Source organism: Caulobacter sp. 05T431 (assembly GCF_056665975.1).
The window spans coordinates 134402-156913 of sequence record NZ_JBFTKU010000011.1 but is presented as its reverse complement, the minus strand read 5'-3'; the positions used below and the strand labels follow the sequence as shown (position 1 = coordinate 156913).

Below are 22512 nucleotides of genomic sequence, written 5' to 3'. Positions count from 1 at the left end.
CTACCGCGCCAGCTTCCTGCATTCCTCGTGGCGGAAGCAGCCGACGAGGTGGTCGTTGACCAGTCCCGTGGCCTGCATGAAGGCGTAGACGATCACCGGGCCGCAGTACTTGAAGCCCTTGGCCTTGAGCATCTTGGCCATGTCGACGGCCAGGGGCGTCTGGGCCGGGACGTCGCCGCCCTTCCAGTGGTTCTGCACCGGCTTGCCGCCGGTCATGCCCCACAGCAGCTCGGAGAAGTCCTCGCCCCGCTCGCGCATGTCGCAATAGATCCGCGCCCCGGCGATGGTCGCGTCGATCTTGCCGTTCGAGCGGATGATGCCCGCGTCGGCCATCAGCCGGGCGCGGTCGGCGTCGCCGAACCGGGCCACCTTGTCGGGATCGAAATTGGCGAAGGCGGCGCGGAAGGCCTCGCGCTTGCGCAGGATGGTGATCCACGACAGCCCGGCCTGGAAGCCGTCCAGCACCAGCTTCTCCCACAGGGCGCGGGAGTCGTACTCCGGCACGCCCCATTCGGTGTCGTGATAGGCCTCGTAGAACGGGTCGCCGTTCATGCCGCGCCAGGTGCAGCGTTGGATCTCGATCATGAGGCGGAGCTTGGCCGAACTTCCCGGCGATTTCCAGAACTTTTCGTGAACGTTCAGTCCGCCAGCTGGAACAGGTCCTCGACGCGGACGCCCAGGGCCCGGGCCAGTTTCAGCGACAGCACGGTGGACGGGATGAAGACCCCGTTCTCCACCGTGTTGATCGTCTTGCGCGTGACCCCGACCTTTTCGGCGAGGTCGGCCTGGGTCAGCCCGGCGGCCGTGCGCGCGGCCTTCAGGCTGTTGAGCAGCGGGACCTCACTCACGATCGGCGCGGCGCTCCAGCATCAGGAAACGCAGGGCCGGGACCGCGACGGCGACCGACAGCAGGATGTGGGCGACCTCGCCCAGCTCCAGCCGCACGAACGGCGAGGCCGCGTAGAGCGCCAGGATGCAGAGGGCCAGGGCCCAGAAGCCCCAGGCATAGGCCTCTCCGCGATGGGCGCGGGTGGACTCGTCGTCGAGCATGGCGCGGACCGCCTTGCTGTACCGCCAGCCCCCGCCGGTCGCCAACAGGACCAGCAGCACCAAGCCCAGCAGCAGGTGCGAGCCCAGCGAGACCAGCTCGACCGCTCGGATTGGCGTATGCGGCCGCGCATAGCCGCTGAAATAGGCCCCCTGCCAGATGAAGAACAGGATGGGGACCCAGAGCATCCTGTTGCGGCGGCGCTGGGCGCGCTCGGCGATCTCGCCGGCGGAAGCGTTGGCGGGCATGTCTGGCGGGTCCTGAATGTCACCTATGGGTTACTTGTAACCTTGAGGTGACATTCGGTCAAGCCGGCAGCCAGTCCGGCCGGTCCACGGTCGCCGCGCGGCCGTCCACGGTCAGGTCCACGCCCTCGACGCGGTCCAGGCGCAGCAGGGCCATGGCGCGGCCGTCGCGGCCCGACAGCACCTCGCCGGCCCGAAGCTCGCCGGCCAGAATCTCGGCCCCGAAGGCCGGGGCGGGGCCGTCGAAGACCAGGGGCAGCATGCGGTTCTTGATCGTCCCGCGCCGCTTCATGCGGCTGGTGGTCTCCTGGCCGACGAAGCAGCCCTTCTTGAAGTCGATGCCGTTCAAGAGGTCGAAGTCGGCCTCGATGGGGTAGGTCTTGTCGGTCCCCCAGTCGGCGGGGCCGGGAACGCCCAGGGCCAGGCGGTGGGCGTCGTAGTCGTCCTCCGTGGCGGTGGTCGCCTGGTCCTCGGCGTAGAGGCGCGATCCCAGGCCGGGCAGGCGCGGGTCCGGGAAACCGCCCGCCGCGGGCCAGGCCGCGAACACGCCAAGCGGGCTGGCCGCCAGCTCCACCTTGGCCCGCAGCCTGTACATGGTCAGGCGGGTCAGGATGGCGTCGCGATGCTCGGCCGCCACGTCCAGCAGCAGGCCGTCCTCCACGCCCGCCACGAACAGGTCGTAGAGCAGCCGTCCCTGCGGGGTCAGCAGGCCGGCGAAACGCAGCTCGCCGGACGCCAGGGTCTCGACCTCCTGGCTCAGCAGGCCGTTGAGGAAGCTCCGGGCGTCGGGGCCCGAGACGGCGATGACGGCCCGCGAGGGCAAGGCGGCGATCTGGTTCACCCCGCCGATATAGGCCGGGGGCCCGGCGCCCGCCAGCGCCCCGGCCGCTAGGCCTTGCCGATCGCGTCGACCTGGTGGGTCAGGCTGATGCGGTCCAGCGACTGGAACGGCAGCTGCATGAAGGTCTCGATCCGCCGTTCCAGCCCGCCCAGCATGCGGGCGTAGACCAGGGCGATCTCGACCGGGTCCTCCTCGGCCCGCAGCGGATCCTCGCAGGCCCAGTGGGCGGTGACCGGCTGGCCGGGCCATTCGGGCATGGGCTCGCCGCGCGCGGTGTCGCTGAGGGTGAAGACGAAATCCATCGGCTCGGCCTTGGCGAAGGCCTTGTACGACTGGGGTTTGAGGTCGGAAGGGTCGTAGCCGGCCCGGGCCAGGGCGCGCAGGGCCACGGGGTCGGCCTTGTCGCCGGGCGCCACGCCGGCGCTGAAGGCGACGAACCGCCCGGCGCCCTTCTGGTTCATGATCGCCTCGGCGATGATGCTGCGGGCGGTGTCGCGCCGCGACAGGAAGAGAACGCGATACGGAGAGATGCTGGTCATCGAGGTCCGCTCCGGTGTCCGGTGCGGGGCATCCTGGCGCCGTTTCGTGACGTTCCGGCGTCGGTCCTGACCGCTCCCGGGGCGCCGCGAAAGATCGGAAAGCTGAGCCGTTATCGAGGGATGCGCCGACTCGCCGGACGCCCTATACAAGGACGGATGACACAGCGGGCCTTCCCGATTCTCTTCATCACCGCCACGCGGATCGGCGACGCCGTGCTGTCGTCCGGCCTGATCCGCTTCCTGGCCGACCAGATCCCCAACGCCCGCTTCACCATCGTCTCCGGGCCGCTTGCAGCGCCTCTCTTCGCCCATGTGCCTGGCCTCGACCGGGTGATCGTCATGGAGAAGGGCAAGGGCAAGGGCCACTGGTTCAAGCTGTGGAACCAGGTGCGCCACAGGAAGTGGGGCCTGGTGGTCGACCTGCGCGGATCGGGCACGGCCCTGTTCCTGCGCCGCGAGAAGCGGGCGATCTGGAAGAAGTCGCCCGACATCCTGCACAAGGTGATCGACGCCGCCCGCGTGCTGAAGCTGGAGGGCGATCCGCCCGACCCGCACCTCTACATCACCCCCGAGGTCCAGGCCCTGGCCGACCAGCTCTTGGCGACGCGCCGGGGCGAGGCGGAAGGTCCGATCCTGGCCGTCGGCCCGGCCTCCAACTGGGTGGGCAAGATCTGGCCGATCKAGCGCTTCGCCCAGACGGCGCAGCAGCTCCTGGGTCCCGGTGGTCCGCTGGAAGGCGGGCGGCTGATGATCCTGGGCGGACCGGGCGACGAGCGGATGGTCGAGGAGCTGCGCATGGCCTCGGCCCGCGGCCGCTATATCGACCTGACCGGCAAGGTCGACCTGCTGACCGCCTATGCGGCCCTGAAGCGGGCGGACCTGTTCATCGGCAACGACAGCGGCCTGATGCACATCGCCGCCGCCGCCGGCGTTCCCACGATCGGCCTGTTCGGCCCCTCGGACGAGCGCCGCTACGGCCCGTGGGGGCCATGGACCAAGGCCGTGCGCGGCCCGCGCAGCTTCGAGCAATTCCTGGCCGTCGACCCGGACCTGTCGCAAGCCATCCGCCACATGAGCGACCTGCCGGTGACCACCGTGGTCAAGGCGGCCAAGGCCCTGCTGGCCGAGGTGAAGGCGGCGAAGGACGCCGCGCCCGAGGACGCCGGCCTGGAGCCGGAGCTGCAGCCGGTGCTGGAGGACGTGGCCGAGCCTGAGATTGAGGCCGGGGCGCCCGCGCCGGCCGAAGACGCCGTCGACGCCGAGCGCAGCTGACGCATCCCCATCCGTTCGTCATTCCCGCCCTTGTGGCGGGAATGACGAACGCTTTTGAGGAGAGGGGGCGCGCCCCCTAAATCCGCCCCAGCCCGTCCATGATCGCCGTCAGCGCTATCACCGTCTGGCCCTCCATGGCGCTGTGGCCGGCGTTGGTCAGGACGTAGGTCTCCGGCGTCACGCCAACGCCCGCCAGCGCCTCCACCAGCCGCGAGGCCTGGGTCAGCGGACACACCTGGTCGAAGCGGCCGTGGACGATGTGGATCGGCAGCCCCGCGATCTTGTCGACGTTGCGGGCGATATAGTCCGGCTCGAGGAACAGGTTCCGGGCGAAGAAGTGGGCCTCGATCTGCGCGAAGCACAGGGCGAAATCGGCCTCGCCGAACTTCCCCGGGTCGCCCTGCTCGGGGATCATGTTCGAGATCGCGCCCTCCCAGACCGACCAGGCCAGGGCCGCGCGCAGCTGGGCCTGCTTGCCCGCCTCGTCACTGGGCTTGCTGTCGAAGATCGCCTTGTAGGCCCCCATCATGTCGTCGCGCTTGTCGGCCGGGATGACCTCGACGAAGGCCTTCCACTCGTCGGGATAGGTCACATAGGCGCCCGGTTCGCTCAGGGCGTAGGGCGTCCTGTCGAACACCGCCGCATTGCCCTGGTACATGTAGAGCAGGTCCTCGCGCGTCCCCAGGAAGATGCCGCGCAGGATCAGCGAGGCCACGTGCTCGGGATGGCGGATGGCGTAGACCAAGGCCAGGGTGCTGCCCCAGCTGCCGCCGAAGACGTGCATCCGGCCCTTGATGTCGAGCGCGTCGCGCAGGCGGTTGATGTCGGCCACCAGGTGGTCGGTGTCGTTCTTCTGCAGGGCCACCGCCGGGCCGTGCGAGGCCACGGTGGGCGAGCTCTTCCCGCAGCCGCGCTGGTCGAACAGGATCACGCGGTAGCGCTTGGGGTCGAAGAACCGCGACATCACCGGCGCGCAAGCCCCGCCGGGACCGCCGTGCAGGAACATCACCGGCTCGCCGTCGGCCGCGCCGTACTCCTCCCAATAGAGGGTGTGGTCGGGGCCGGTGTCGACCTGCAGCATGCCGGTCCGGTTCGGCGCGCCTTGCGGATACTTCCACTCGTCCGTGACCTTGCTGGCGGTCTGGAGTCGGGAAAAGTCCATGGGAGCCTCGTTGCGCTGAAAGATTGACGGGACGTGCGCTCGTCGCGCGCGGGGGTCAATGTCGATATTTGGTCTTGCCGTGGTTAGGGTGGGCTCCTAGACCGCCCCAAACCCTCGGCAGGAGCGCCCCATGACCCAGACCTTCGACCTGATCGTGCGCGGCGGCGAGGTGGTCAATCACGCGGGACGGGGCTTCGCCGACATCGGGGTGCGGAACGGCAAGATCGTCGCCATCGGCGATCTGGGCCAAGCCAGCGCCGGCGAGGTGTTCGACGCCACGGGCCTGACCGTCCTGCCGGGCGTGATCGACAGCCAGGTCCACTTCCGCGAGCCGGGCCTGGAGTGGAAGGAAGACCTGGAGAGCGGCTCGCGCGGCGCGGCCCTGGGCGGGGTGGTCGCGGTGTTCGAGATGCCCAACACCGAGCCGACCACCACCGATCCCGACGCCCTGGCCGACAAGCTGGCCCGCGCCAAGGGCCGCATGCACACCGACCACGCCTTCTATGTCGGCGGCACCCACGAGAACGCGACGTTCCTGGGCGAGCTGGAGCGCCTGCCGGGCTGCTGCGGCATCAAGGTGTTCATGGGCGCCTCGACCGGCACCCTGCTGGTCCAGGACGACGCCGGCGTCGAGAACGTGCTGCGCCACGTCAACCGCCGCGCGGCCTTCCACTCCGAGGACGAGTACCGCCTGGCCGAGCGCCGCGCCCTGGCCCGTCCGGGCGACTGGACCAGCCACCCGGAGGTGCGCGACGCCCAGGCCGCCATGCAGTCGACCGAGCGCCTGGTCCGCATCGCCAAGAGCCTGGGCAAGCGCATCCACGTGCTGCACGTCACGACGCACCAGGAGATCGACTTCCTGGCCAAGCACAAGGACGTCGCCAGCGTCGAGGTCACGCCCCAGCACCTGACCCTGGTCGCGCCGGAAGCCTATGAGCGTCTGAAGGGCTTCGCCCAGATGAACCCGCCGATCCGTTCGGCCGAGCACGTGGCGGGCGTGTGGCGCGGCATCGAGACCGGCATCGCCGACGTGCTGGGCAGCGACCACGCTCCCCATACCCGCGAGGAGAAGGCCCGGCCCTATCCGGCCTCGCCCTCGGGTATGCCGGGCGTCCAGACGCTCGTTCCCATCATGCTGACCCACGTCGTGAATGGTCGCCTGACCCTGGAACGCTTCGTCGACCTGACCAGCCACGGCGTGAACCGCATCTTCGGCCTGGCCGACAAGGGCCGCATCGCCGAGGGCTTCGACGCCGACTTCACCATCGTCGACATGAAGGCCAAGCGGACCATCACCCACGATTGGATGGCCACCCGCTCGGGCTGGACCCCCTTCGACGGCTTCGAGGCCAAGGCCTGGCCGGTGGCGACTATCGTGCGCGGGACCGTGGTCATGCGGGACGACGAGATCGTGGCCGAGGGGACGGGCGCGCCGGTGCGGTTCCTGGAGACGCTGGCGAGCTGACATCTTCCCCCTTTGGGGGAAGACGATCGCGAAGCGATCCGTAGGGGGCAAGGGGTCATAGGGCTCTGTGGCTCACCCCCTTGCCCCCACCTGGCGGCTTCGCCGCCTGTCCGCCCCCGTAGGGGGCGGATGCCCTCTCGACTTTTCTCATCACCCCCTGTCGAATCCGCCCCGCCTCGCGCGTCTATCGCCGAGGGCGCGGGTCGCGCGCCGATGGAGGGTCCGATGAAGTACCTGCTGCTGATCTATTCCTCGGAGGCCGAGTGGGCGAAGCCGGAGGGCCAGGCCGCCCTGCCGGACATCGTCGCGCGGCACGAGGTGTTGCAGGGCGAGCTGCGGACCAGTGGCATGGACTGGTCGGCGGCGCGCCTGGCCAACACTCCGGCCGCCCGCACGATCACCACCAACGCCGACGGCCAGATCGTCCACGACGGGCCGTTCGCCGAGACCAAGGAGCAACTGGCCGGCTTCTACCTGATCGACGCGCCCGACATGGCCGCCGCCGAGGCGTGGGCGCGCAAGATCCCGCACATCCCCGGCGGCAAGGTCGAGGTCCGCGCGATCGCCCATAGTCCGGACTGAACCGGCCCTCGAAAATAATTCGAAAGGGCGAATGTCGAGTCCGATGAGGGGCCTGCGTCTCTGGTGCATGATCGGCGGCGCGTGGCCGGCCCGGTCGTCAAGGAGAACAGACCCATGCAATACGCTCTGGTGATCTACGAGGACGAGGCCCTGTACGGCGAGGAGAACACCCCGGCCTGGCGCGAGATCTTCGCCCAGCACGAGGCCTTCGCCGGCGAGCTGGCGCAGAAGGGGGTGCTGCGCGGCGGCGCGGGTCTGAAGCCCACCGCCACGGCCACCACCGTGCGCCGCGCGGCCGGCCAGTGCTCGCTGCACGACGGGCCCTACGCCGAGAGCAAGGAGCAGCTGGGCGGCTTCTACGTGATCGAGGCCCCCGACCTGGACGCCGCCCTGGCCTGGGCCCGCAAGCTGCCGATGCAGGGCGACGGCTCGGTCKAGGTGCGGCCGATCATCGACGGGACCACCTGAGCCCCCATGGCCAGGAGCCTCCTCGATCAGGCGGCGCGGGCGCACGGCGGGCGGGTGATCGCCGCCCTGGCCGCCAAGTTCCGCGATCTGGACCTGGCCGAGGAGGCCTTCGCCGAGGCCTGCCTGAACGCGGCCCAGGCCTGGCCGAAAGACGGCGAGCCGCGCGACCCCGCCGCCTGGCTCTACAGCGTCGCCCAGCGGCGGGCGCTGGACATGCTGCGGCGGCGCGGCGTGCGGACCCGGCTGGTTCCGGACCCGCCGCCCCAGCCCCCCAGCGCGGAGGACGTCATGGTCGACGATGCGCGCCTGATCCCCGACGAGCGGCTGCGGCTGATCTTCGTCTGCTGCCACCCGGCCGTGGCCCCCGACGCCCGCGCGGCCCTGACCCTGCGCCTGGTCTGCGGCCTCTCCACCCAGGAGATCGCCCGCGCCTTCCTGGTGCCCGAGCCGACCCTGGCCCAGCGGCTGGTGCGGGCCAAGCGCAAGATCGCCCAGGCCGGCATCGCCTTCGAGGTGCCCGGTCCCGAGGCCTGGCCCGAGCGGATCGGGGCGGTGCTGTCGACCCTGGAGATCGCCTACGCCAAGGCCCACGAGGACGCCGCCGGGGCCGGGCAGCACGCCGGCTACGCCCAGGAGATGCTGGACCTGACCGCGGTGCTGGCCGACCTTCTGCCCGACGAGCCCGAGTGCCTGGCCTTCGCCGCCCTGGTCCGCTACGCCGAGGCCCGCCGCCCGGCCCGGCTGGACGACACGGGCGCCATGACGCCGCTGTCCGAGCAGGACCCGGCCCTGTGGCGGCGGCCGCTGATCGTCGACGCCGAGAAGCTGCTGCGCCGCGCGGCCGGTCGGCGACGGCCCGGTCCGCGGCAGCTGCAGGCGGCCATCCACGCGGCCTGGTGCGCGCGCGCCGACCTGGACGAACCGGCGCCCTGGCCGACCGTCCTGGCCCTCTACGACGCCCTGCTGCGCTGGCGCGACGACGCGGTGGTGCGGCTGAACCGCGCCGTGGCCGTGGCCGAGGTCTCGGGCCCGGCCTTGGCCCTGGCCGAGGTCGACTGGCTGGACTCCACCGCCTTCCGCGACTTCGGCCCGTTCCACGCGGTGCGCGCCGACCTGCTGGTCCGGCTGGGGCGCTGCGGCGAGGCGCTGGAGGCCTACGACCGCGCCTTGGCCCTGGGCCCGGCCCCGGCCGAGCGGTTGTGGCTGGAGCGGAGACGGGGGGAGGCGGCGGATTCCCCTCTCTCATAGAGAGAGGGAGGGGCCCGCCGCGAAGCGGTGGGAGGGTGAGTGGTTACAATCTCTCAGGGCATGGCTCTGACGACGGCAGCGGGCATCTGGACCCCTTTCTGCGAGGACGCTCAACGGCCCCGGATTTTCCGGCCAGCGGTGAAACCACTCACCCTCCCACCGCCTCCGGCGGCGGGCCCCTCCCTCTCTCAAAGAGAGAGGGATTTTGGCGGCTCGAGGGGTGGTATTGCGCACCGCCCAACTACGGTTAACACTTCGACTCATGGATGGGACGTCAGAGACCCACGCGCCGTTCCGAGACGCCCGCTACGCGCCCCCGGCGCTGGAGGTCGAGCGACGCGGCGACGTCCTGATCCTCAAGAACCCCACCCCCTATTCCCGCACCGTCCAGACCGTGACCGCGCCCCTGGCCCGCTGGGCCTCGCAGGCGCCGCACCGCGTCTGGCTGGCCGAGCGGCCCGAGCCGGGCGCGACCGGCTGGCGGACGGTGACCTACGCCGAGGCCGCCGACCAGGTGGCCCGGCTGGCGGGCGGACTGTCGCGCCTGGGCCTGTCGCGCGGCAAGCCGCTGCTGATCCTGGCCCGCAACGGGATCGACAACGCCCTGATCGGCTACGCCGCCATGAGCCTGGGCGCGCCGATCGCCCCGGTCTCGCCGCAGTACGGCCTGACGGGCGCGGACCTGACGCGCCTGGCCTTCGCCGTCGAGCGGTTGAAGCCGGCGGCGGTCTATGTCGACGACGCCGAGGCCTTCGCCGACGCCCTGGCCGCGCCCTTCCTGGAAGGGCTGCCGGTGGTGGCCGGCCGCAACGCCCGGGACGGCGACACCACGTTCGACGCCTTGGCCGCCGGCGACCCCGTCTCGCCCGTCTGCCGCCCCGACGACACCGCCAAGCTGCTGCTGACCTCCGGCTCGACCGGCCAGCCCAAGGCGGTGATCTGCACCCACGCCAACATCGCCCTGAACGCCGCCCAGATCGCCGCCTGCTACGAGGACCCCGATCCGCCGGTGCTGGTCAATTCCGCGCCCTGGAGCCACAGCCTGGGCGCCAACGCCATCCTGCACATGGTGCTGCACCGGGGCGGGACCTTATACATTGACGGCGGCCAGCCGGTGACCGGGCGCTTCGACGAGACGGTGCGGAACCTGCGCGAGGTCGCCACGACCTATCACAACATGGTCCCGGCCGGCTGGGGCCTGCTGGTCGGCGAGCTGGAGCGCGACCATGCCMTGGCGGCCAGGTTCTTCGAGAAGGTGCGGGTGCTGCAGTACGGCGGGGCCTCGATGGCCCAGTCGATCCTCGACCGGGTCCAGGCCGTGGCCCTGAAGACGATCGGCTGCCGGGTGACCTTCGCGGCCGGCTACGGGGCCACCGAGACCGGCCCGACGGCTTGCAACATCCACTGGCTGAACGCCCGCTCGGGCATGGTGGGCCTACCCACGCCCGGCACGTCGGTGAAACTGGTCCCGGTGGCCGACGGCCCGCCTGACAAGTTCGAGATCCGCGTGAAGGGCCCGCAGGTCTCGCCTGGCTATCTGGACATGCCGGAAGCCTCGGCGGCGGCGTTCGACGAGGACGGCTTCTACCGCCTGGGCGACGCGGCCAAGCTGGCCGACCGGCTGAACCCCTCGGCGGGCCTGGTGTTCGACGGGCGGCTGGTCGAGAACTTCAAGCTGGCCAACGGCACCTTCGTGGTGGCCGGGGCCCTGCGGGTGGCGGCGGTCTCGGCCATCGCCGGGGCGGTGTCGGACGCGGTGGTCTGCGGCGAGGGCCGGGCCGGCGTGGGGCTGATGCTGTTCCTCGACCCCAAGGCGGCCTTGCGGATCGGCGATCCGGCGGCGGTGAAGGCGGCGATCCGCAACGGCCTGGAGCGGCTGAACGGCCTGGCCAAAGGCGGCGGCAAGGTGACCCGCGCCCTGGTGCTGGACGGCGCCCCGGACGCGGCCAGTGGCGAGCTGACCGACAAGGGCTACATCAACCAGGCCCTGGCCCGGGAACGGCGGCCGGCGGAGATGGAGCGGCTGTTCGCCGATGAGCCGGACGACGGGGTGATGGTGTTCGGCTGAGGCCATGGACGACTTGGGGGACACACACTCACCCCACGATCGGGCTCATCTTGGCGAGGCCTCAGGGTGAGTGTGTGTCCCCTCCGTCAGGCTCAGCGCCCTCACCACCCCCACGCAGATCAGCAGCTGTCCGAAATAGTACAACCCCCACACCGCCAGGCCGGTCGCGAAGTTGTCCGGCCACGGGCCGTTGCGGCCGAAGATGATCAGGTCCGAGACCACGAACATCAGCGCCCCGATGCCGACGCGGAAGCGTGGGAAGCGGCTGAGCCAGGCGGTCGCCGCCATCAGGGCTAGGCCCAGGCTGTAGACCGCCACGCCCGGCGCGCCGGCCCGGTCGGCGGGCAGCAGATAGGCGGTGATCACGACGGCGGGGACCAGCACCACGGCCAGGGCGACCTGGCTCCCCGATGGCGACGGGCGGCGGTTGCGCAGGTAGAGGCCGATGGCCACCAGGTGTCCGGCCAGGAAGGCCAGCGCCCCCACCGTCAGCCCGGCCGCGCCCAGCAGCACGTCGCCCAGGGCGCCGAAGGCCATTACCAGGGTCAGCAGCCAGCCGTCCAGGCTGCGCACATGCAGCGCCGCGTAGACCGCCAGAAGTCCGACGCCCAGGCCCTTCCAGGTCAGCTCGGCGGCGGGCGGCAGGGGAAGGTGCCAGGCCGCCACATAGCTGACCCCGGCCAGGATCGAGGCGGCCAGGACGAGCTTGGCCAGATTCGTTCGAGACATCGTTCCCCCTGGGCAGCGCGCTCTTCGGCGACGCTTCGGCGGGCCAAACTGCGACGGACGGCGTCGTCCGCGCAACCTTCCCTACCCGTCATCCTTCCCCAAGCCGTCATCCTCGGACTTGTTCCGAGGACCCCTCTGTCCGCTGCGCTGTCGTTCGATGTGCGGCCGCGATCTCACCGCCCCATGGATCTTCCTTCTTCTYGGTTGAGACAGGGGTCCTCGGAACAAGTCCGAGGATGACGGGTAGGGGGAAGCGGAGACCTCCGTTGGCGCTCCCCTCTTGGCTTCGCCCCGCGAAATGTCGGAAGCTGGTCCGAACGGTACGGAGAAGACCATGAACGGCGCCGACGCCCTGATCACCACCCTGGCCGACAACGGCGTCACCGCCTGCTTCGCCAATCCCGGCACCAGCGAGATGCAGTTCGTCGCGGCCCTGGACCGCGAGCCGCGCATGCGCCCCGTGCTGTGCCTGTTCGAGGGCGTGGCGACCGGGGCGGCCGACGGCTGGGGGCGGATGACCGGGACGCCGGCCTGCACCCTGCTGCACCTGGGGCCGGGCTACGCCAACGGCGCGGCCAACCTGCACAACGCCCGGCGGGCGTTCACGCCGGTGGTCAACGTCATCGGCGACCACGCCACCGACCACCGCCAGTACGACGCCCCGCTGAACTCCGACATCGCCGCCCTGGCCGCGCCCAATTCGCTGTGGGTCAGGTCGGCCGACAGCGCCGACGCGGTCGGGCCCCTGGCCGCCGAGGCCGTGGCCGCCAGCTTCGGGACGCCGGGCGGCAACGCCTGCCTGATCCTGCCCGCCGACAGCGCCTGGAACGAGACCAATGTCGCCGGGCCGACGATCGAACGGCCGAGGTTCCGCGCCCCCGATCCGGCCGCCGTCGCCGCCGTGGCCCAGGCCCTGAAGGCCGCCGCCAAGCCCGTGCTGCTGCTGGGCTCGGGCGCGTGCGGCGAGGCCGCCGTCGTCGCCGCCGGGCGGATCGCCGCCACGGGCGTTAGGGTGCTGACCGACACCTTCACCGCCCGCCAGGCGCGCGGCGAGGGCCGCTTCCGCCCCGACAAGCTGCCCTATTTCGGCGAGCAGGCCCTGAAGGACCTGGACGGCGTCGACCTGATGGTGCTGGTCGCCACGACCGAGCCGGTGGCCTTCTTCGCCTATCCCGACCGGCCCAGCGTGCTGGTCCCCGACGGCTGCGCGACCGCGACCTTGTGCGACCGGGCTACGGATGCGGCCGCCGCCCTGGACGCCCTGGCCCTGGCGCTGGGCGCCCCGGTGGCGGGGGCGGTCGAGCCCTACGCGCCGGCGGCCGCTCCTTCGGGCAAGCTGGACGCCTGGGCAATGGGCGCGTCCATCGCCCGCCACATGCCGACGGGCGGGATCATCTCGGACGACGCGGTGACCGCCGGCCTGCCGATCTTCACCCAGACCCGCAACGCCCGGGCCCACGACTGGCTGTCCCTGACCGGCGGGGCGATCGGCCAGGGCGTGCCCCTGGCCATCGGCGCGGCCGTGGCCTGCCCGGACCGCAAGGTGCTGAGCCTGAACGGCGACGGGGCGGGGATGTACACGGTCCAGGGCCTGTGGACGATCGCCCGCGAGCGGCTGGACGTGACGGTGGTGGTGTTCGCCAACCACGCCTACCGCATCCTCGGCATCGAGATGGGCCGCACCGGCGGCGGCGAACCCGGCCCGGCGGCGTCGCGGTTGCTGGACCTGTCGGACCCGAGGATCGACTGGGTGTCGGTGGCGCAGGGCCTGGGCGTGCCGGCCGAGCGGGTCGAGACGGCCGAGGCGTTCGACGACGCGATGAGCCGGGCGATGAGGACGCCGGGGCCGCGGTTCATCGAAGCGGCGATGCGGTAGGGGCGGCTGGGGACATGCACATGTGCATGTCCCCAATTTGATCCGCTCATCCCGGCGAATGCCGGGACCCAGATGGAATGGCGGTGTGGCTGACGCCAAGAACGCTGAGCTTTTCCAGCCCGCCTCCCAGCTATGGGATCTGGGTCCCGGCGTTCGCCGGGATGAGCGGACTTATAACTATCCAGGAAGTCTGAGCACCGCCCTCAGCCCGCCCATCGGCGACTTCTGCAAGGTCAGCTCGCCGCCCAGGCCGCGCGCCATGTCGCGCGCGATGGCCAGGCCCAGGCCGACGCCCTTCTCGTTCTGGTTCCGCGACTCGTCCAAGCGGTTGAACGGGCGGAAGGCCTCCTCGTGGCGGTCGTCGGGGATGCCGGGGCCGTCGTCGTCGACGAAGATCCACACCCCGCCGGACGGGGCGGCGGTGGACGAGACCCGCACGGTGTCGCCGTGGGCGGCGGCGTTGTCGATCAGGTTGGCCAGGGCCCGCTTGAAGGCCTGGGGCCGCAGGATGGCCGACAGGTCGTCGCCGATCGACACCTCGACCTTGGCCCCGGCCCGTTGGGCGCCTTCGCAGACCCCCTCGATCAGCGGCCGCAGCATGACCTGGCGGGCTTCCTCGCCGCCCTCGCCCCGGGCGAAGGCCAGGTACTCGTCGATCATGTGCTCCATCTCGGAGAGGTCGCGGGCCATGGCCTCCAGCTGCGGGCTGGGCTCGGCCAGGGCGATCTCCAGCTTCAGCCGGGTCAGGGGCGTGCGCAGGTCGTGGCTGACGCTGGCCAGCAGGGCGGTGCGCTGCTCGATGTGGCGCTGGATGCGGGCCTTCATGGCCAGGAAGGCCGAGGCGGCCTGGCGCACCTCGCGCGCGCCGTGCGGCTTGAACGCGGCCTGGTCGATGCCGCGCCCGAAGGCGTCGGCCGCGTCGGCCAGGCGCTCGATGGCCCGCACCTGGTTGCGGATGAACAGGATGGCCACCGCCGTCAGCAGCAGGGTGGCCACCACCATCCACAGGATGAAGATGTGGCCCTGGGTGGCGAAGGCGCGGTCGCGCGGGGCGATGATCCGCAGCACGCCTTCCTTGACCTGCACGCGGATGTCGACGTGGCCGGGATAGCGGGTGGTGTCGAACCAGAACGGGTCGTCCAGCCGGTCGTCCAGGGCCGTGCGCAGCGAGCGGTCCAGCGAGGCGAACAGCGAGGGCCGCTGGCCGGTCGGCAGCTTGCGGCCCTTCTGCAGGGCGATCGACAGCGACATCGACTCCTCGGCCCGCTCGGCCATCTTGTCGAGCGCCTCGGGCGAGGGGTCGTCCTTGTAGGTCTGCACCGCCCAGGCGACGTCGCCGGCCAGGCCCTCGGACAGGCGGCTGGTGACGGTCTCCCAATGGGCGTCGAAGAAGGCCCAGGTGACGGCGATCTGCATCACCGCCACCGGCAGGACGATGATCAGCAGGCTGCGCCCGAACAGCGAGGTCGGCAGCCACCGCTTGATCTGGCGGGGGATGTAGAGGCGGGTGCGGAAGCGGAACATCAATCCGGCGCCAGCCGATAGCCGATGCCCCGCACGGTCTGCAGATATCTCGGGTTCTTCGGGTCGGGCTCGATCTTGCGGCGCAGACGGGTGACCTGGACGTCGACGGCGCGGCCGGTGGCGTCGACGGTGTCGCGGGCCAGCTCCAGGCGGTCGACCGGGGCGTGGGCGGCCTTGGCCAGGCGGCGCAGCAGGGCGACCTCGGCCTCGGTCAGGCGGATCGGCTCGCCGTCGCGGGTCAGCTCGCCGCGCTCGGGCTCGAAGGCGCAGTTCCCGAGGCTCAGGGCGCGCGGCCCCGACGGCTTGGGCGTCGAGCGGCGGAGGATCGACTCGATGCGCAGCAGCAGCTCGCGCGGCTCGAACGGCTTGGCCAGGTAGTCGTCGGCGCCGTGGGTCAGGCCCTCGATGCGGTCGTTGGTCTGGTCGCGGGCGGTCAGCATCAGGATCGGCGTCTTGCCCGCCTCGCCGCCCCGGGCCCGCAGCCGCCGGGTGAACGAGAAGCCGTCCTCGCCGGGCATCATCACGTCCAGCACCAGCAGGTCGAAGTCCATCGCCCCGGTCAGCCGGTCGGCGTGGGCGGCGTCGGCGGCGGCGCTGACCCGGAAGCCGGCGCGGGTCAGGAATTCCTTGAGCAGGGTGCGGATGCGGTCGTCGTCGTCGACGACCAGCAGGTGGCGCTCGGCGCGTTCTTCAGGGGTCATAGCCCGTCCCGACGATTGAGGCCGACGCCCTGGCGCGGTCCGGCCAGGGCCGCCAGGATGCGCCGCGTCCCGGCCACGCCGTCCAGGCCCCCGGTGCGGTAGGCACGGCCCAGCAGGGTGCGCAGGCGCTCGGCCACACGGTATTCGAAGGCGATCCCCTCGGGCGTCAGCTCGGCCGGCCGCCGGCGGGCGTCCAGGTCGCCGGACGCCTTGCGGGCCAGGCCCAGGCGCTGCAGGTCCGACAGGGTCTTGCTGGCCGCCTGCTTCGAGAGGCTGGTCAGTTTCGACAGGTCCTGCACGCCGATGCCGGGGCGGCGGCGCAGCAGGAAGGCGGCGCGCCAGTGCGAGCGGCCCAGGCCCGGACCTTCGCCCTCCAGGGCCGCGTCGACCGCCGCCCACAGGCCCGCCTCGGCCAGCAGCAGCAGCTCCAGCCCGCTGTCCAGCTGCTCCTCGCCCAGGATCAGGCGGGGGTCGGTCGATCCCCCGATCCCGCCGGGGGAAGGGCCGGGTGAAAGCGGCCCGGCCATCAGCTTGCGTCCATTTTATTTGACCTTCGCCGGCTCGGGGCGTCTAAGAGCCGGGTTCCAAATAAGGAGGTCTTGGACCGATGTCTCTCGTTCCCTTCGACGATCGCGATGGTTGGATCTGGCTGGACGGCCAGTTCGTCGCCTGGCGGGACGCGAAGGTGCACGTATTGACCCATGGCCTTCACTACGCCTCGTCGGTGTTCGAAGGCGAGCGGATGTACGGCGGCGAGATCTTCAAGCTGACCGAGCATACCGAGCGCCTGTTCAAATCGGCCGAAATCCTCGATTTCAAGATCCCCTACACGGTGGCCGAGATCGACGAGGCGTGCAAGGCGACCGCCGCCAAGAATGGCCTGACCGACTGCTATGTCCGCCCGATCGCCTGGCGCGGCAGCGAGATGATCGGCGTGTCGGCCCAGCAGACCAAGATCCACGTGGCCATCGCCGTGTGGGACTGGCCCAGCTATTTCGACCCGGCGACCAAGGCCAAGGGCATCCGCCTGACCTGGGCCAAGTACGACCGCCCGGCCCCGAACACGATCCCGACCGCCGCCAAGGCCGCCGGGCTCTACATGATCTGCACCATCTCCAAGCACGCCGCGGAGAAGGAAGGCTTCGCCGACGCGATGATGGTCGACTACCGCGGCTACATCGCCGAGGCGACCGGGGCCAACGTGTTCTTCGTAAAGGACGGCGCGCTGCACACCCCGATCCCCGACTGCATCCTGAACGGCATCACCCGCCAGACKGTGATCCAGATCGCCAAGGAGCGCGGGATCCAGGTGATCGAGCGCCACATCGAGAAGGCCGAGCTGTMGACCTTCACCGAGTGCTTCATCGTCGGCACCGCCGCCGAGGTCACCCCGGTGTCGGAGATCGGCGAGTTCAAGTTCACCCCGGGCCAGCTGTCGCTGTCGCTGATGGACGCCTATGCGGCCCTGGTGCGGCGGGAGCTCGTGCCGGCGTAAGCCGCCGTTCAGTGCTGAAATGAAGATCCCGGAGGGCTCGGCTCTCCGGGATTTTTTATGGCCCGCACCAGTTAACCATAAGACGGTCCGCCAGCGCCGCCTGGCAAAACCTACCCGGCAGAAGATTTCGAAACATAGTAAACGGCGTTTATATTAACCATCTATACTGTTCATTACCTGGAACTTCCGACTTTCGCACACGGCTTGCACCCCATTCGGCCAACGATAACCGGATGGGGTTCCACACGTCATGAGCATCAACAGCGCCATGCTGGCCGGGGTTTCCGGCCTGCTCGCCAATTCCTCGAGCCTGGCGGCGATCTCGGACAACATCGCCAACGTCAACACCGTCGGCTACAAGCGCAGCTCGGCCAACTTCTCGTCGATGGTCACCTCGCAGAGCAAGAACGGCAGCTACAGCGCCGGCGGCGTCGGGGCCAAGACCCACCAGTTCGTCAGCCAGCAGGGCCTGTCCCAAGCCACGACCTCGAACCTGGACCTGTCGATCTCGGGCGCCGGCTTCTTCGTGACCACCGAGAAGCCCGAGGGCCTGTCGCCCACCGACACCCGCTCGTTCACCCGCGCCGGCTCGTTCACCCTCGACAACCTGGGCTATCTGCAGAACGACGCCGGCCTCTATCTGCAGGGCTGGCTGGCCGATCCGGTGACCGGCATGATCACCACCGATCCTTCGGACCTGTCGCGGCTGTCGTCGATCAATGTGGCGACGGTCGGCGGCGCCGCCGAGAAGACCACCCGGGCCGGGATCAACGCCAACCTGCGCTCCGAGCAGACGGTGTCGGCGGCCGCCAACGCCAAGGTGACCAAGACCGCCGTGCCGGAGACCCCCGCGGCGACGCCCGCCGTGGACTACGCCGTCACCTACAGCCCGACCGGGACCGGCAACCAGTACTCGGTGTCGATCAGCCGGGCGGGAACCGTGGTGTCCACGGGCACGGCCTCCTACGACCCCACGACCGGCGCCCTGACCGGCTACGTCCCCACCGGCGCCAGCGCGCCGGTCACCACCCTGACCTCGGGCGGCCAGACCGTGAACCTGTCCGACCTGGGCATGACCACCAAGGCCGACGCCGTCGTCGCCGGGGCCTACGACCCGGCCACCAACTCGATGTCGGACTACGCCCTGGACCCGACCAAGGGGGTCAAGCCGGACTTCGAGATCCAGCTGCCGGTCTCCGATTCCAAGGGCGGCCAGCGCACCATCACCCTGTCGCTGATCAAGGGGCCGGGCCCCAACGAGTGGTACGCCGAGCTGCGCGCCAAGCCCGGCGACCTGGACAACAACGCCAACGGCCTGATCAGCTCGGGCAAGATCACCTTCACCAACGACGGCAAGCTGGCCAGCACCGGCGGGCTGTTCGGGAGCACCAACCCGACCTCGATCAGCATCGGCGCGTCCGATCCGCTGGCCACCGGCACGGGCCCGCGCTGGGCCGACGGCCTGGGCATCGACAGCCAGGACATCCAGATCGACCTGGCCAACGCCGCCGGCGGCCTGACCCAGTTCAACAGCCAGTCGGTGGTCCAGTCGGTCAACACCAACGGCACGGCGTTCGGCAACCTGACCAACATCGAGATCGACGATAAGGGCTATGTCTCGGCCATCTTTGACAACGGCGTAACCCGCCGCATCGCCCAGGTCGCTATCGCCACCTTCTCCAACCCGGACGGGCTGAAGGCGGTCAACGGCAACGCGTATCGGGTGACCAACGAGAGCGGCGGCTTCAGCCTCAAGACACCGGGCGACGGCGGCGCGGGCTCGATCGCGCCCTCGACCCTGGAGGCCTCGACCGTGGACCTGTCGACCGAGTTCACGGGCCTGATCACCACCCAGCGGGCCTATTCGGCCTGTTCGAAGATCATCACCACGGCGGACCAGATGCTGGAGGAGCTGTTGAGCATCAAGCGGTAGGGGATAATCGCCGACCACCCCACTGATCCGTCATCCTCGAACTTGTTCCGAGGACCCCTCTATCGGCGGGTTTGCGGTTTGGGTTAGGCCGCGACCTCACCGCTCCACGGATCGCCCTTCTTCTCGGCTGAAGCAGGGGTCCTCGGAACAAGTCCGAGGATGACGGGCGTTGGGGAGCGGTGGGGGATCAGCCCGCCACCTTCGCTTCCAGCTCGGCCAGCCGCGCCCGCGTGGACGCCAGGTCGGCCCCGAACCGCGCCGGATCAGCGGCCGCCAGACGGGCGGCCACGTCGTAGCTTTCGCGATAGAGGTCCAGGGCCCGCATGCGGTGGCCGCGGTCCTCGCGCAGGTCGGCCAGGCGCTCCAGCGACACCGACAGGGCGCGGCGGGCGTTGGGATCGGCGGCTTCGCGGCCGCCGTGCGAGCGGCGCAGGGCCAGGGCCTCCTCGAAGGCCGACAGGGCGTCGTTCAGGCGGCCCTCCATCTCGGCCACGTCGCCCACGCCCGACAGCGCGCCGGCCAGCAGCTCGTCGGCGGCGAAGTCGCCCCGCGGCGCGGCGGCGCGGACGGCGCGGGCGTAGCTGACCGCCTCCTCATAGGCCTCGGCGGCGTCGTCCAGCCGGCCCTGGCCGCGCGCGAAGTCGCCCAGGTCGCGGCGCGACACGGCCTTCTCGCGGTCGTCCTTGGCCATCCGCAGCAGGTGGTTCAGGGCCTGGGCCGCCTGGGACCAGGCTTCCTGGCGGGTCAGGGTCACCAGGCGGGCGCGGAGGCCCTCGAAGGTCTCGGCCGGGGCGGGCGGCGGCAGCTCGGCCGCGACGATCGGCGTGGCGACGGGCGGTGCGGCAGGCGGCGGCGCGGCGGGTGTTGTGACCACCGGCGTCGGTTCCGGCGCGGCCTCGACGGCCAGGACCGGTTCGGCGACCGGCTCCAGGTCCACCGGCGCCGGCTTGCGCCGCGCCTTGGGCTTGGGGCGCGGGGTCAGGGCGGCGACGAGAAGCACAGCCCCCGTGATCGCCGCCGCCCAGCCCACGAACGGACGGTGCGGCTCGAAGGGTCCGAGATCCAGGTTCTGCGCCCAATCCCCCAGGACGCCCAAACCCGCGATCACATACCCCGATGTCGCCAGGATCATCCCGAGGACGATCCCCACGAGTCGAGCCAGCATGTCGTCCCCTCCACGACCCGTTCGCAAGGAGGAGGAGGTCAGCGCAGGGCCGCCCCGCCGTCGAGCCGTCTCAACCGCCAGGGGAAGGGGCGGGGCCAAGCGCCGCCATATCGGGCGCCGGGCGGCCCGGGCGCCTGGGAAACGCCCATGACCTAACGGAAGCCCGGCTCAGAGCAACCAGGCGTTCGGGCGCGGATAGGCCTGGCCCTGCAGCAGATAGACCAGGCCGACGATGCAGCGCACCACGAAGAACACGCTGATCGCGCCCATGATCGTGCCGCCCGCGATCATGATCGGGATGCCGATCAGCAGCACCGACAGGGGCAGGCCGATCAGGAACAGGACCATGCCGATCAGGAACCACCAGATCGACAGCCAGAAGGTGCGGATGGCGAAGGTGTAGTGGCTGGCGTTGATCGGTCCCGCCGTCTCGCGGTTGAGATAGGCGACGATCAGCCCGATCACGAAGGTCAGGCCGTTGGTGAAGCCGGCCAGGTACAGGGCGTAGACCACGATCGGCAGGATTTTATCCTCGTCGACACGCTCGTCGACACGGGCGGGGCTTTCGGCGGCGTCGCTCATTCAGATCATCCAGTTGCGGGGCGTGGGATAGGCCTGCCCCTTCAACAGCCAGGACAGGCCGAGGATGCATCGCACGGCCACCCAGATGCCGACGGCGGGCAGGACCMCGAAGCCGATCCCGACGGGCAGCAGCAGGCAGCCGATCACGGCGAACAGCAGCGACAGCCAGAAGGTGCGGATCTGGAAGACGTAGTGGCTCAGCATCCATTCCGGCGCGGCGGMCTTGCTGGCGTAGGCCAGGATCACCCCGACCACGGCGGTCAGGCCGTTGACCAGCCCGATCAGGTACAGGACGTAGACGACCACGGGCATGGTCTTGTCGTCGTTCAGGGCGGGCGGGACGGTGGGATCGCCGGTCGGGTCGGTGGTGCTCATGGAACGATGGTCGCCAATATCGGCGACGGATGCAAATGAAGGTCGCGTCATGCTTCCTTCTCCCCTTGCGGGAGAAGGTGTCGGCGCAGCCGACGGATGAGGGGTTGAAAGGCCTGTCCGGATAGATCTGAGAGACCCCTCACCCGACCTCGCTCCGCGAGGCCACCCTCTCCCGCAAGGGGAGAGGGAAGGCGTTAGTCCGAGGGCAGCACCTCCTCGGGCAGCGCGTGCGGGTCCAGCCCCTGGCCCCGTCCCAGCCACGGCAGGACCGCCGTCAGCAGGATCAGCAGGAAGGCCATGCGGGCGGCCAGGGCGATGGCGACGCCGGCCATGCCGGGGGTGAGGGCCAGCAGCAGCAGCACCGCCGTGCCCAAGGCCAGCAGGCCCATCACCCAGGTCAGGCCCTCGCGTACGTTCAGCCCCCCGGCCAGCTCGAAGCGCGGTCCCCGGCCGCCCGGCGGGGCGAGGTCGGCGGCGATGGCGGCCACGGCGCGGGCGAACAGCGAGAAGCCGGCCAGCCGGTCCTCGAAGCGCCCGGGGCCGGTCCAGCTCTGGGACGGCAGCAGCAGCTTGTGGCGACGGCCGAACACCAGGGTCAGGGCCCGATGGCGGTCGCCCTCGCGCGGCCGCGACAGGCGGAAGGCGGTCAGGGCGGAGAGGGGGAAGCGGCGTTCCTGCCGGCCGCGGCGCTCGACCAGGTCCGCGCCGTCCAGGGTCCAGACCGTCTCGGGCTGGAACGGGACGAGGCGGGCGCTGTGCGAGAGCGTGGCCATCACCCCCGGACGGCGGTGATTTCCACCCCGGCGGCGGCGGCGTGCGGGGCCAGGGCCAGGGGCTTTTMGACCCGCACGCGGGCGCGGGTCACGCGGCTGTCGGCGAAGCTGGCCTGGGCCAGGCGCTCGGCGAAGGTCTCGACCAGGTCGATATGGCCCTCGGCGGCGATGGCCTGGGCGGCCTGCAGGATGGTCTCGTAATTGACGGTGTCGCCCAGGTCCTCGCAGTGGCTGGCGGCGACGTCCAGTTCGACGTCGATGACCAGGGGCTGCTGGCGGCCGTGCTCGTGGTCGTAGACCCCGATCCAGGCGTCGACCTTCAGGCCGCGCACGAACACCTTGGTGACGATCACCCGGGCGGGGGTCGGCTGGGGGGCTTGGGCGGGAGCGGTCAGGGGTTGGGCGGCCACGGGCGAGACTT

General features: G+C 70.7%; 24 protein-coding genes. 9 read left to right on the top strand and 15 right to left on the bottom strand.

The window, feature by feature from the left end; genetic code table 11:
* From AC1U89_RS12405 to AC1U89_RS12385, 5 genes are read right to left on the bottom strand one after another with little or no spacing between them, the layout of a single operon-like run.
* The gene (locus tag AC1U89_RS12405) at positions 1-585 is read right to left on the bottom strand and encodes a DNA-3-methyladenine glycosylase I (protein WP_479899999.1); all 585 of its coding nucleotides are present in this window, start codon (positions 583-585) and stop codon (positions 1-3) included.
* Positions 586-638: 53 nt separating this feature from the next.
* Positions 639-848, bottom strand: coding sequence for a helix-turn-helix transcriptional regulator (locus AC1U89_RS12400; protein WP_479899998.1), 210 nt, complete (start codon positions 846-848; stop codon positions 639-641).
* On the bottom strand, positions 841-1296 hold the full coding sequence (locus AC1U89_RS12395; protein ID WP_479899997.1) for a hypothetical protein: 456 nt from the start codon (positions 1294-1296) through the stop codon (positions 841-843). Before AC1U89_RS12395 ends, AC1U89_RS12400 begins: the two co-directional genes overlap by 8 nt.
* A 58-nt stretch (positions 1297-1354) precedes the next feature.
* Positions 1355-2134: a CAF17-like 4Fe-4S cluster assembly/insertion protein YgfZ gene (ygfZ, locus tag AC1U89_RS12390; RefSeq protein ID WP_479899996.1), complete on the bottom strand. Its 780-nt coding sequence runs from the start codon at positions 2132-2134 to the stop codon at positions 1355-1357.
* 47 nt (positions 2135-2181) lie between these two features.
* A complete protein-coding gene (locus AC1U89_RS12385) occupies positions 2182-2673 on the bottom strand; it encodes an arsenate-mycothiol transferase ArsC (RefSeq protein ID WP_479899995.1) in 492 nt (163 codons plus the stop codon).
* A gap of 156 nt (positions 2674-2829) precedes the next feature.
* Here AC1U89_RS12385 and AC1U89_RS12380 point away from each other — a divergent pair, with 156 nt between their 5' ends.
* Complete coding sequence (locus AC1U89_RS12380) at positions 2830-3945, top strand: glycosyltransferase family 9 protein (protein ID WP_479899994.1); 1116 nt, start codon at positions 2830-2832, stop codon at positions 3943-3945.
* A gap of 76 nt (positions 3946-4021) precedes the next feature.
* On the opposite strand, the gene pip is transcribed toward AC1U89_RS12380, so the two are convergent.
* Entirely contained in the window at positions 4022-5107 is a 1086-nt protein-coding gene (gene pip, locus AC1U89_RS12375; RefSeq protein WP_479899993.1) for a prolyl aminopeptidase, read from the bottom strand.
* Positions 5108-5237: 130 nt separating this feature from the next.
* Between pip and AC1U89_RS12370 the strand changes: the two genes are divergently transcribed.
* From AC1U89_RS12370 to AC1U89_RS12350, 5 genes are all read left to right on the top strand, one after another.
* On the top strand, positions 5238-6572 hold the full coding sequence (locus AC1U89_RS12370) for a dihydroorotase (RefSeq protein ID WP_479899992.1): 1335 nt from the start codon (positions 5238-5240) through the stop codon (positions 6570-6572).
* A 225-nt stretch (positions 6573-6797) separates the two neighbouring features.
* On the top strand, positions 6798-7154 hold the full coding sequence (locus tag AC1U89_RS12365) for a YciI family protein (RefSeq protein ID WP_479899991.1): 357 nt from the start codon (positions 6798-6800) through the stop codon (positions 7152-7154).
* A gap of 114 nt (positions 7155-7268) precedes the next feature.
* Positions 7269-7622, top strand: a complete 354-nt coding sequence (locus AC1U89_RS12360) for a YciI family protein (RefSeq protein ID WP_479899990.1) — start codon at positions 7269-7271, stop codon at positions 7620-7622.
* Positions 7623-7628: 6 nt separating this feature from the next.
* On the top strand, positions 7629-8870 hold the full coding sequence (locus AC1U89_RS12355) for an RNA polymerase sigma factor (protein ID WP_479899989.1): 1242 nt from the start codon (positions 7629-7631) through the stop codon (positions 8868-8870).
* 262 nt (positions 8871-9132) lie between these two features.
* Entirely contained in the window at positions 9133-10938 is a 1806-nt protein-coding gene (locus AC1U89_RS12350) for a feruloyl-CoA synthase (RefSeq protein ID WP_479899988.1), read from the top strand.
* Positions 10939-10983: 45 nt separating this feature from the next.
* On the opposite strand, the gene AC1U89_RS12345 is transcribed toward AC1U89_RS12350, so the two are convergent.
* On the bottom strand, positions 10984-11667 hold the full coding sequence (locus AC1U89_RS12345) for a lysoplasmalogenase (RefSeq protein WP_479899987.1): 684 nt from the start codon (positions 11665-11667) through the stop codon (positions 10984-10986).
* 334 nt (positions 11668-12001) lie between these two features.
* Here AC1U89_RS12345 and AC1U89_RS12340 point away from each other — a divergent pair, with 334 nt between their 5' ends.
* Entirely contained in the window at positions 12002-13543 is a 1542-nt protein-coding gene (locus AC1U89_RS12340; RefSeq protein ID WP_479899986.1) for an acetolactate synthase large subunit, read from the top strand.
* Between the two features lie 177 nt (positions 13544-13720).
* On the opposite strand, the gene AC1U89_RS12335 is transcribed toward AC1U89_RS12340, so the two are convergent.
* Genes AC1U89_RS12335 through AC1U89_RS12325 form a run of 3 tightly spaced genes read right to left on the bottom strand, consistent with a single transcriptional unit; the run spans position 13721 to position 16295 of the window.
* The gene (locus AC1U89_RS12335) at positions 13721-15067 is read right to left on the bottom strand and encodes an ATP-binding protein (protein WP_479899985.1); all 1347 of its coding nucleotides are present in this window, start codon (positions 15065-15067) and stop codon (positions 13721-13723) included.
* Positions 15067-15768, bottom strand: coding sequence for a response regulator (locus AC1U89_RS12330; protein ID WP_479899984.1), 702 nt, complete (start codon positions 15766-15768; stop codon positions 15067-15069). The genes AC1U89_RS12335 and AC1U89_RS12330 overlap by 1 nt, the downstream gene beginning before the upstream one ends.
* A complete protein-coding gene (locus AC1U89_RS12325; protein ID WP_051695210.1) occupies positions 15765-16295 on the bottom strand; it encodes a MarR family winged helix-turn-helix transcriptional regulator in 531 nt (176 codons plus the stop codon). The genes AC1U89_RS12330 and AC1U89_RS12325 overlap by 4 nt, the downstream gene beginning before the upstream one ends.
* Before the next feature lie 80 nt (positions 16296-16375).
* Here AC1U89_RS12325 and AC1U89_RS12320 point away from each other — a divergent pair, with 80 nt between their 5' ends.
* Positions 16376-17263 (top strand): branched-chain amino acid aminotransferase, encoded by an 888-nt coding sequence (locus tag AC1U89_RS12320; protein ID WP_479899983.1) that lies wholly within the window; start codon positions 16376-16378, stop codon positions 17261-17263.
* 250 nt (positions 17264-17513) lie between these two features.
* On the top strand, positions 17514-19196 hold the full coding sequence (gene flgE / locus AC1U89_RS12315) for a flagellar hook protein FlgE (RefSeq protein WP_479899982.1): 1683 nt from the start codon (positions 17514-17516) through the stop codon (positions 19194-19196).
* 187 nt (positions 19197-19383) lie between these two features.
* Here the strand turns inward: flgE and AC1U89_RS12310 are convergent, their stop codons facing one another.
* From AC1U89_RS12310 to folB, 5 genes are all read right to left on the bottom strand, one after another.
* Entirely contained in the window at positions 19384-20361 is a 978-nt protein-coding gene (locus AC1U89_RS12310; protein ID WP_479899981.1) for a tetratricopeptide repeat protein, read from the bottom strand.
* 168 nt (positions 20362-20529) lie between these two features.
* Positions 20530-20943, bottom strand: coding sequence for a DUF4870 family protein (locus AC1U89_RS12305; protein ID WP_479899980.1), 414 nt, complete (start codon positions 20941-20943; stop codon positions 20530-20532).
* Entirely contained in the window at positions 20944-21318 is a 375-nt protein-coding gene (locus tag AC1U89_RS12300) for a DUF4870 family protein (protein ID WP_479899979.1), read from the bottom strand.
* Positions 21319-21512: 194 nt separating this feature from the next.
* Entirely contained in the window at positions 21513-22091 is a 579-nt protein-coding gene (locus AC1U89_RS12295; RefSeq protein WP_479899978.1) for a hypothetical protein, read from the bottom strand.
* Positions 22091-22501, bottom strand: coding sequence for a dihydroneopterin aldolase (gene folB, locus AC1U89_RS12290; RefSeq protein WP_479899977.1), 411 nt, complete (start codon positions 22499-22501; stop codon positions 22091-22093). Before folB ends, AC1U89_RS12295 begins: the two co-directional genes overlap by 1 nt.
* Between the last annotated feature and the right edge of the window lie 11 nt (positions 22502-22512).

Coding starts and splice junctions, on each gene's coding strand:
- AC1U89_RS12405 (WP_479899999.1), bottom strand. CDS start 585: ATGATCGAGATCCAACGCTGCACCTGGCGCGGCATGAACGGCGACCCG.
- AC1U89_RS12395 (WP_479899997.1), bottom strand. CDS start 1,296: ATGCCCGCCAACGCTTCCGCCGGCGAGATCGCCGAGCGCGCCCAGCGC.
- AC1U89_RS12385 (WP_479899995.1), bottom strand. CDS start 2,673: ATGACCAGCATCTCTCCGTATCGCGTTCTCTTCCTGTCGCGGCGCGAC.
- pip (WP_479899993.1), bottom strand. CDS start 5,107: ATGGACTTTTCCCGACTCCAGACCGCCAGCAAGGTCACGGACGAGTGG.
- AC1U89_RS12370 (WP_479899992.1), top strand. CDS start 5,238: ATGACCCAGACCTTCGACCTGATCGTGCGCGGCGGCGAGGTGGTCAAT.
- AC1U89_RS12365 (WP_479899991.1), top strand. CDS start 6,798: ATGAAGTACCTGCTGCTGATCTATTCCTCGGAGGCCGAGTGGGCGAAG.
- AC1U89_RS12355 (WP_479899989.1), top strand. CDS start 7,629: ATGGCCAGGAGCCTCCTCGATCAGGCGGCGCGGGCGCACGGCGGGCGG.
- AC1U89_RS12345 (WP_479899987.1), bottom strand. CDS start 11,667: ATGTCTCGAACGAATCTGGCCAAGCTCGTCCTGGCCGCCTCGATCCTG.
- AC1U89_RS12340 (WP_479899986.1), top strand. CDS start 12,002: ATGAACGGCGCCGACGCCCTGATCACCACCCTGGCCGACAACGGCGTC.
- AC1U89_RS12335 (WP_479899985.1), bottom strand. CDS start 15,067: ATGTTCCGCTTCCGCACCCGCCTCTACATCCCCCGCCAGATCAAGCGG.
- AC1U89_RS12330 (WP_479899984.1), bottom strand. CDS start 15,768: ATGACCCCTGAAGAACGCGCCGAGCGCCACCTGCTGGTCGTCGACGAC.
- AC1U89_RS12325 (WP_051695210.1), bottom strand. CDS start 16,295: ATGGCCGGGCCGCTTTCACCCGGCCCTTCCCCCGGCGGGATCGGGGGA.
- flgE (WP_479899982.1), top strand. CDS start 17,514: ATGAGCATCAACAGCGCCATGCTGGCCGGGGTTTCCGGCCTGCTCGCC.
- AC1U89_RS12310 (WP_479899981.1), bottom strand. CDS start 20,361: ATGCTGGCTCGACTCGTGGGGATCGTCCTCGGGATGATCCTGGCGACA.
- AC1U89_RS12305 (WP_479899980.1), bottom strand. CDS start 20,943: ATGAGCGACGCCGCCGAAAGCCCCGCCCGTGTCGACGAGCGTGTCGAC.
- AC1U89_RS12295 (WP_479899978.1), bottom strand. CDS start 22,091: ATGGCCACGCTCTCGCACAGCGCCCGCCTCGTCCCGTTCCAGCCCGAG.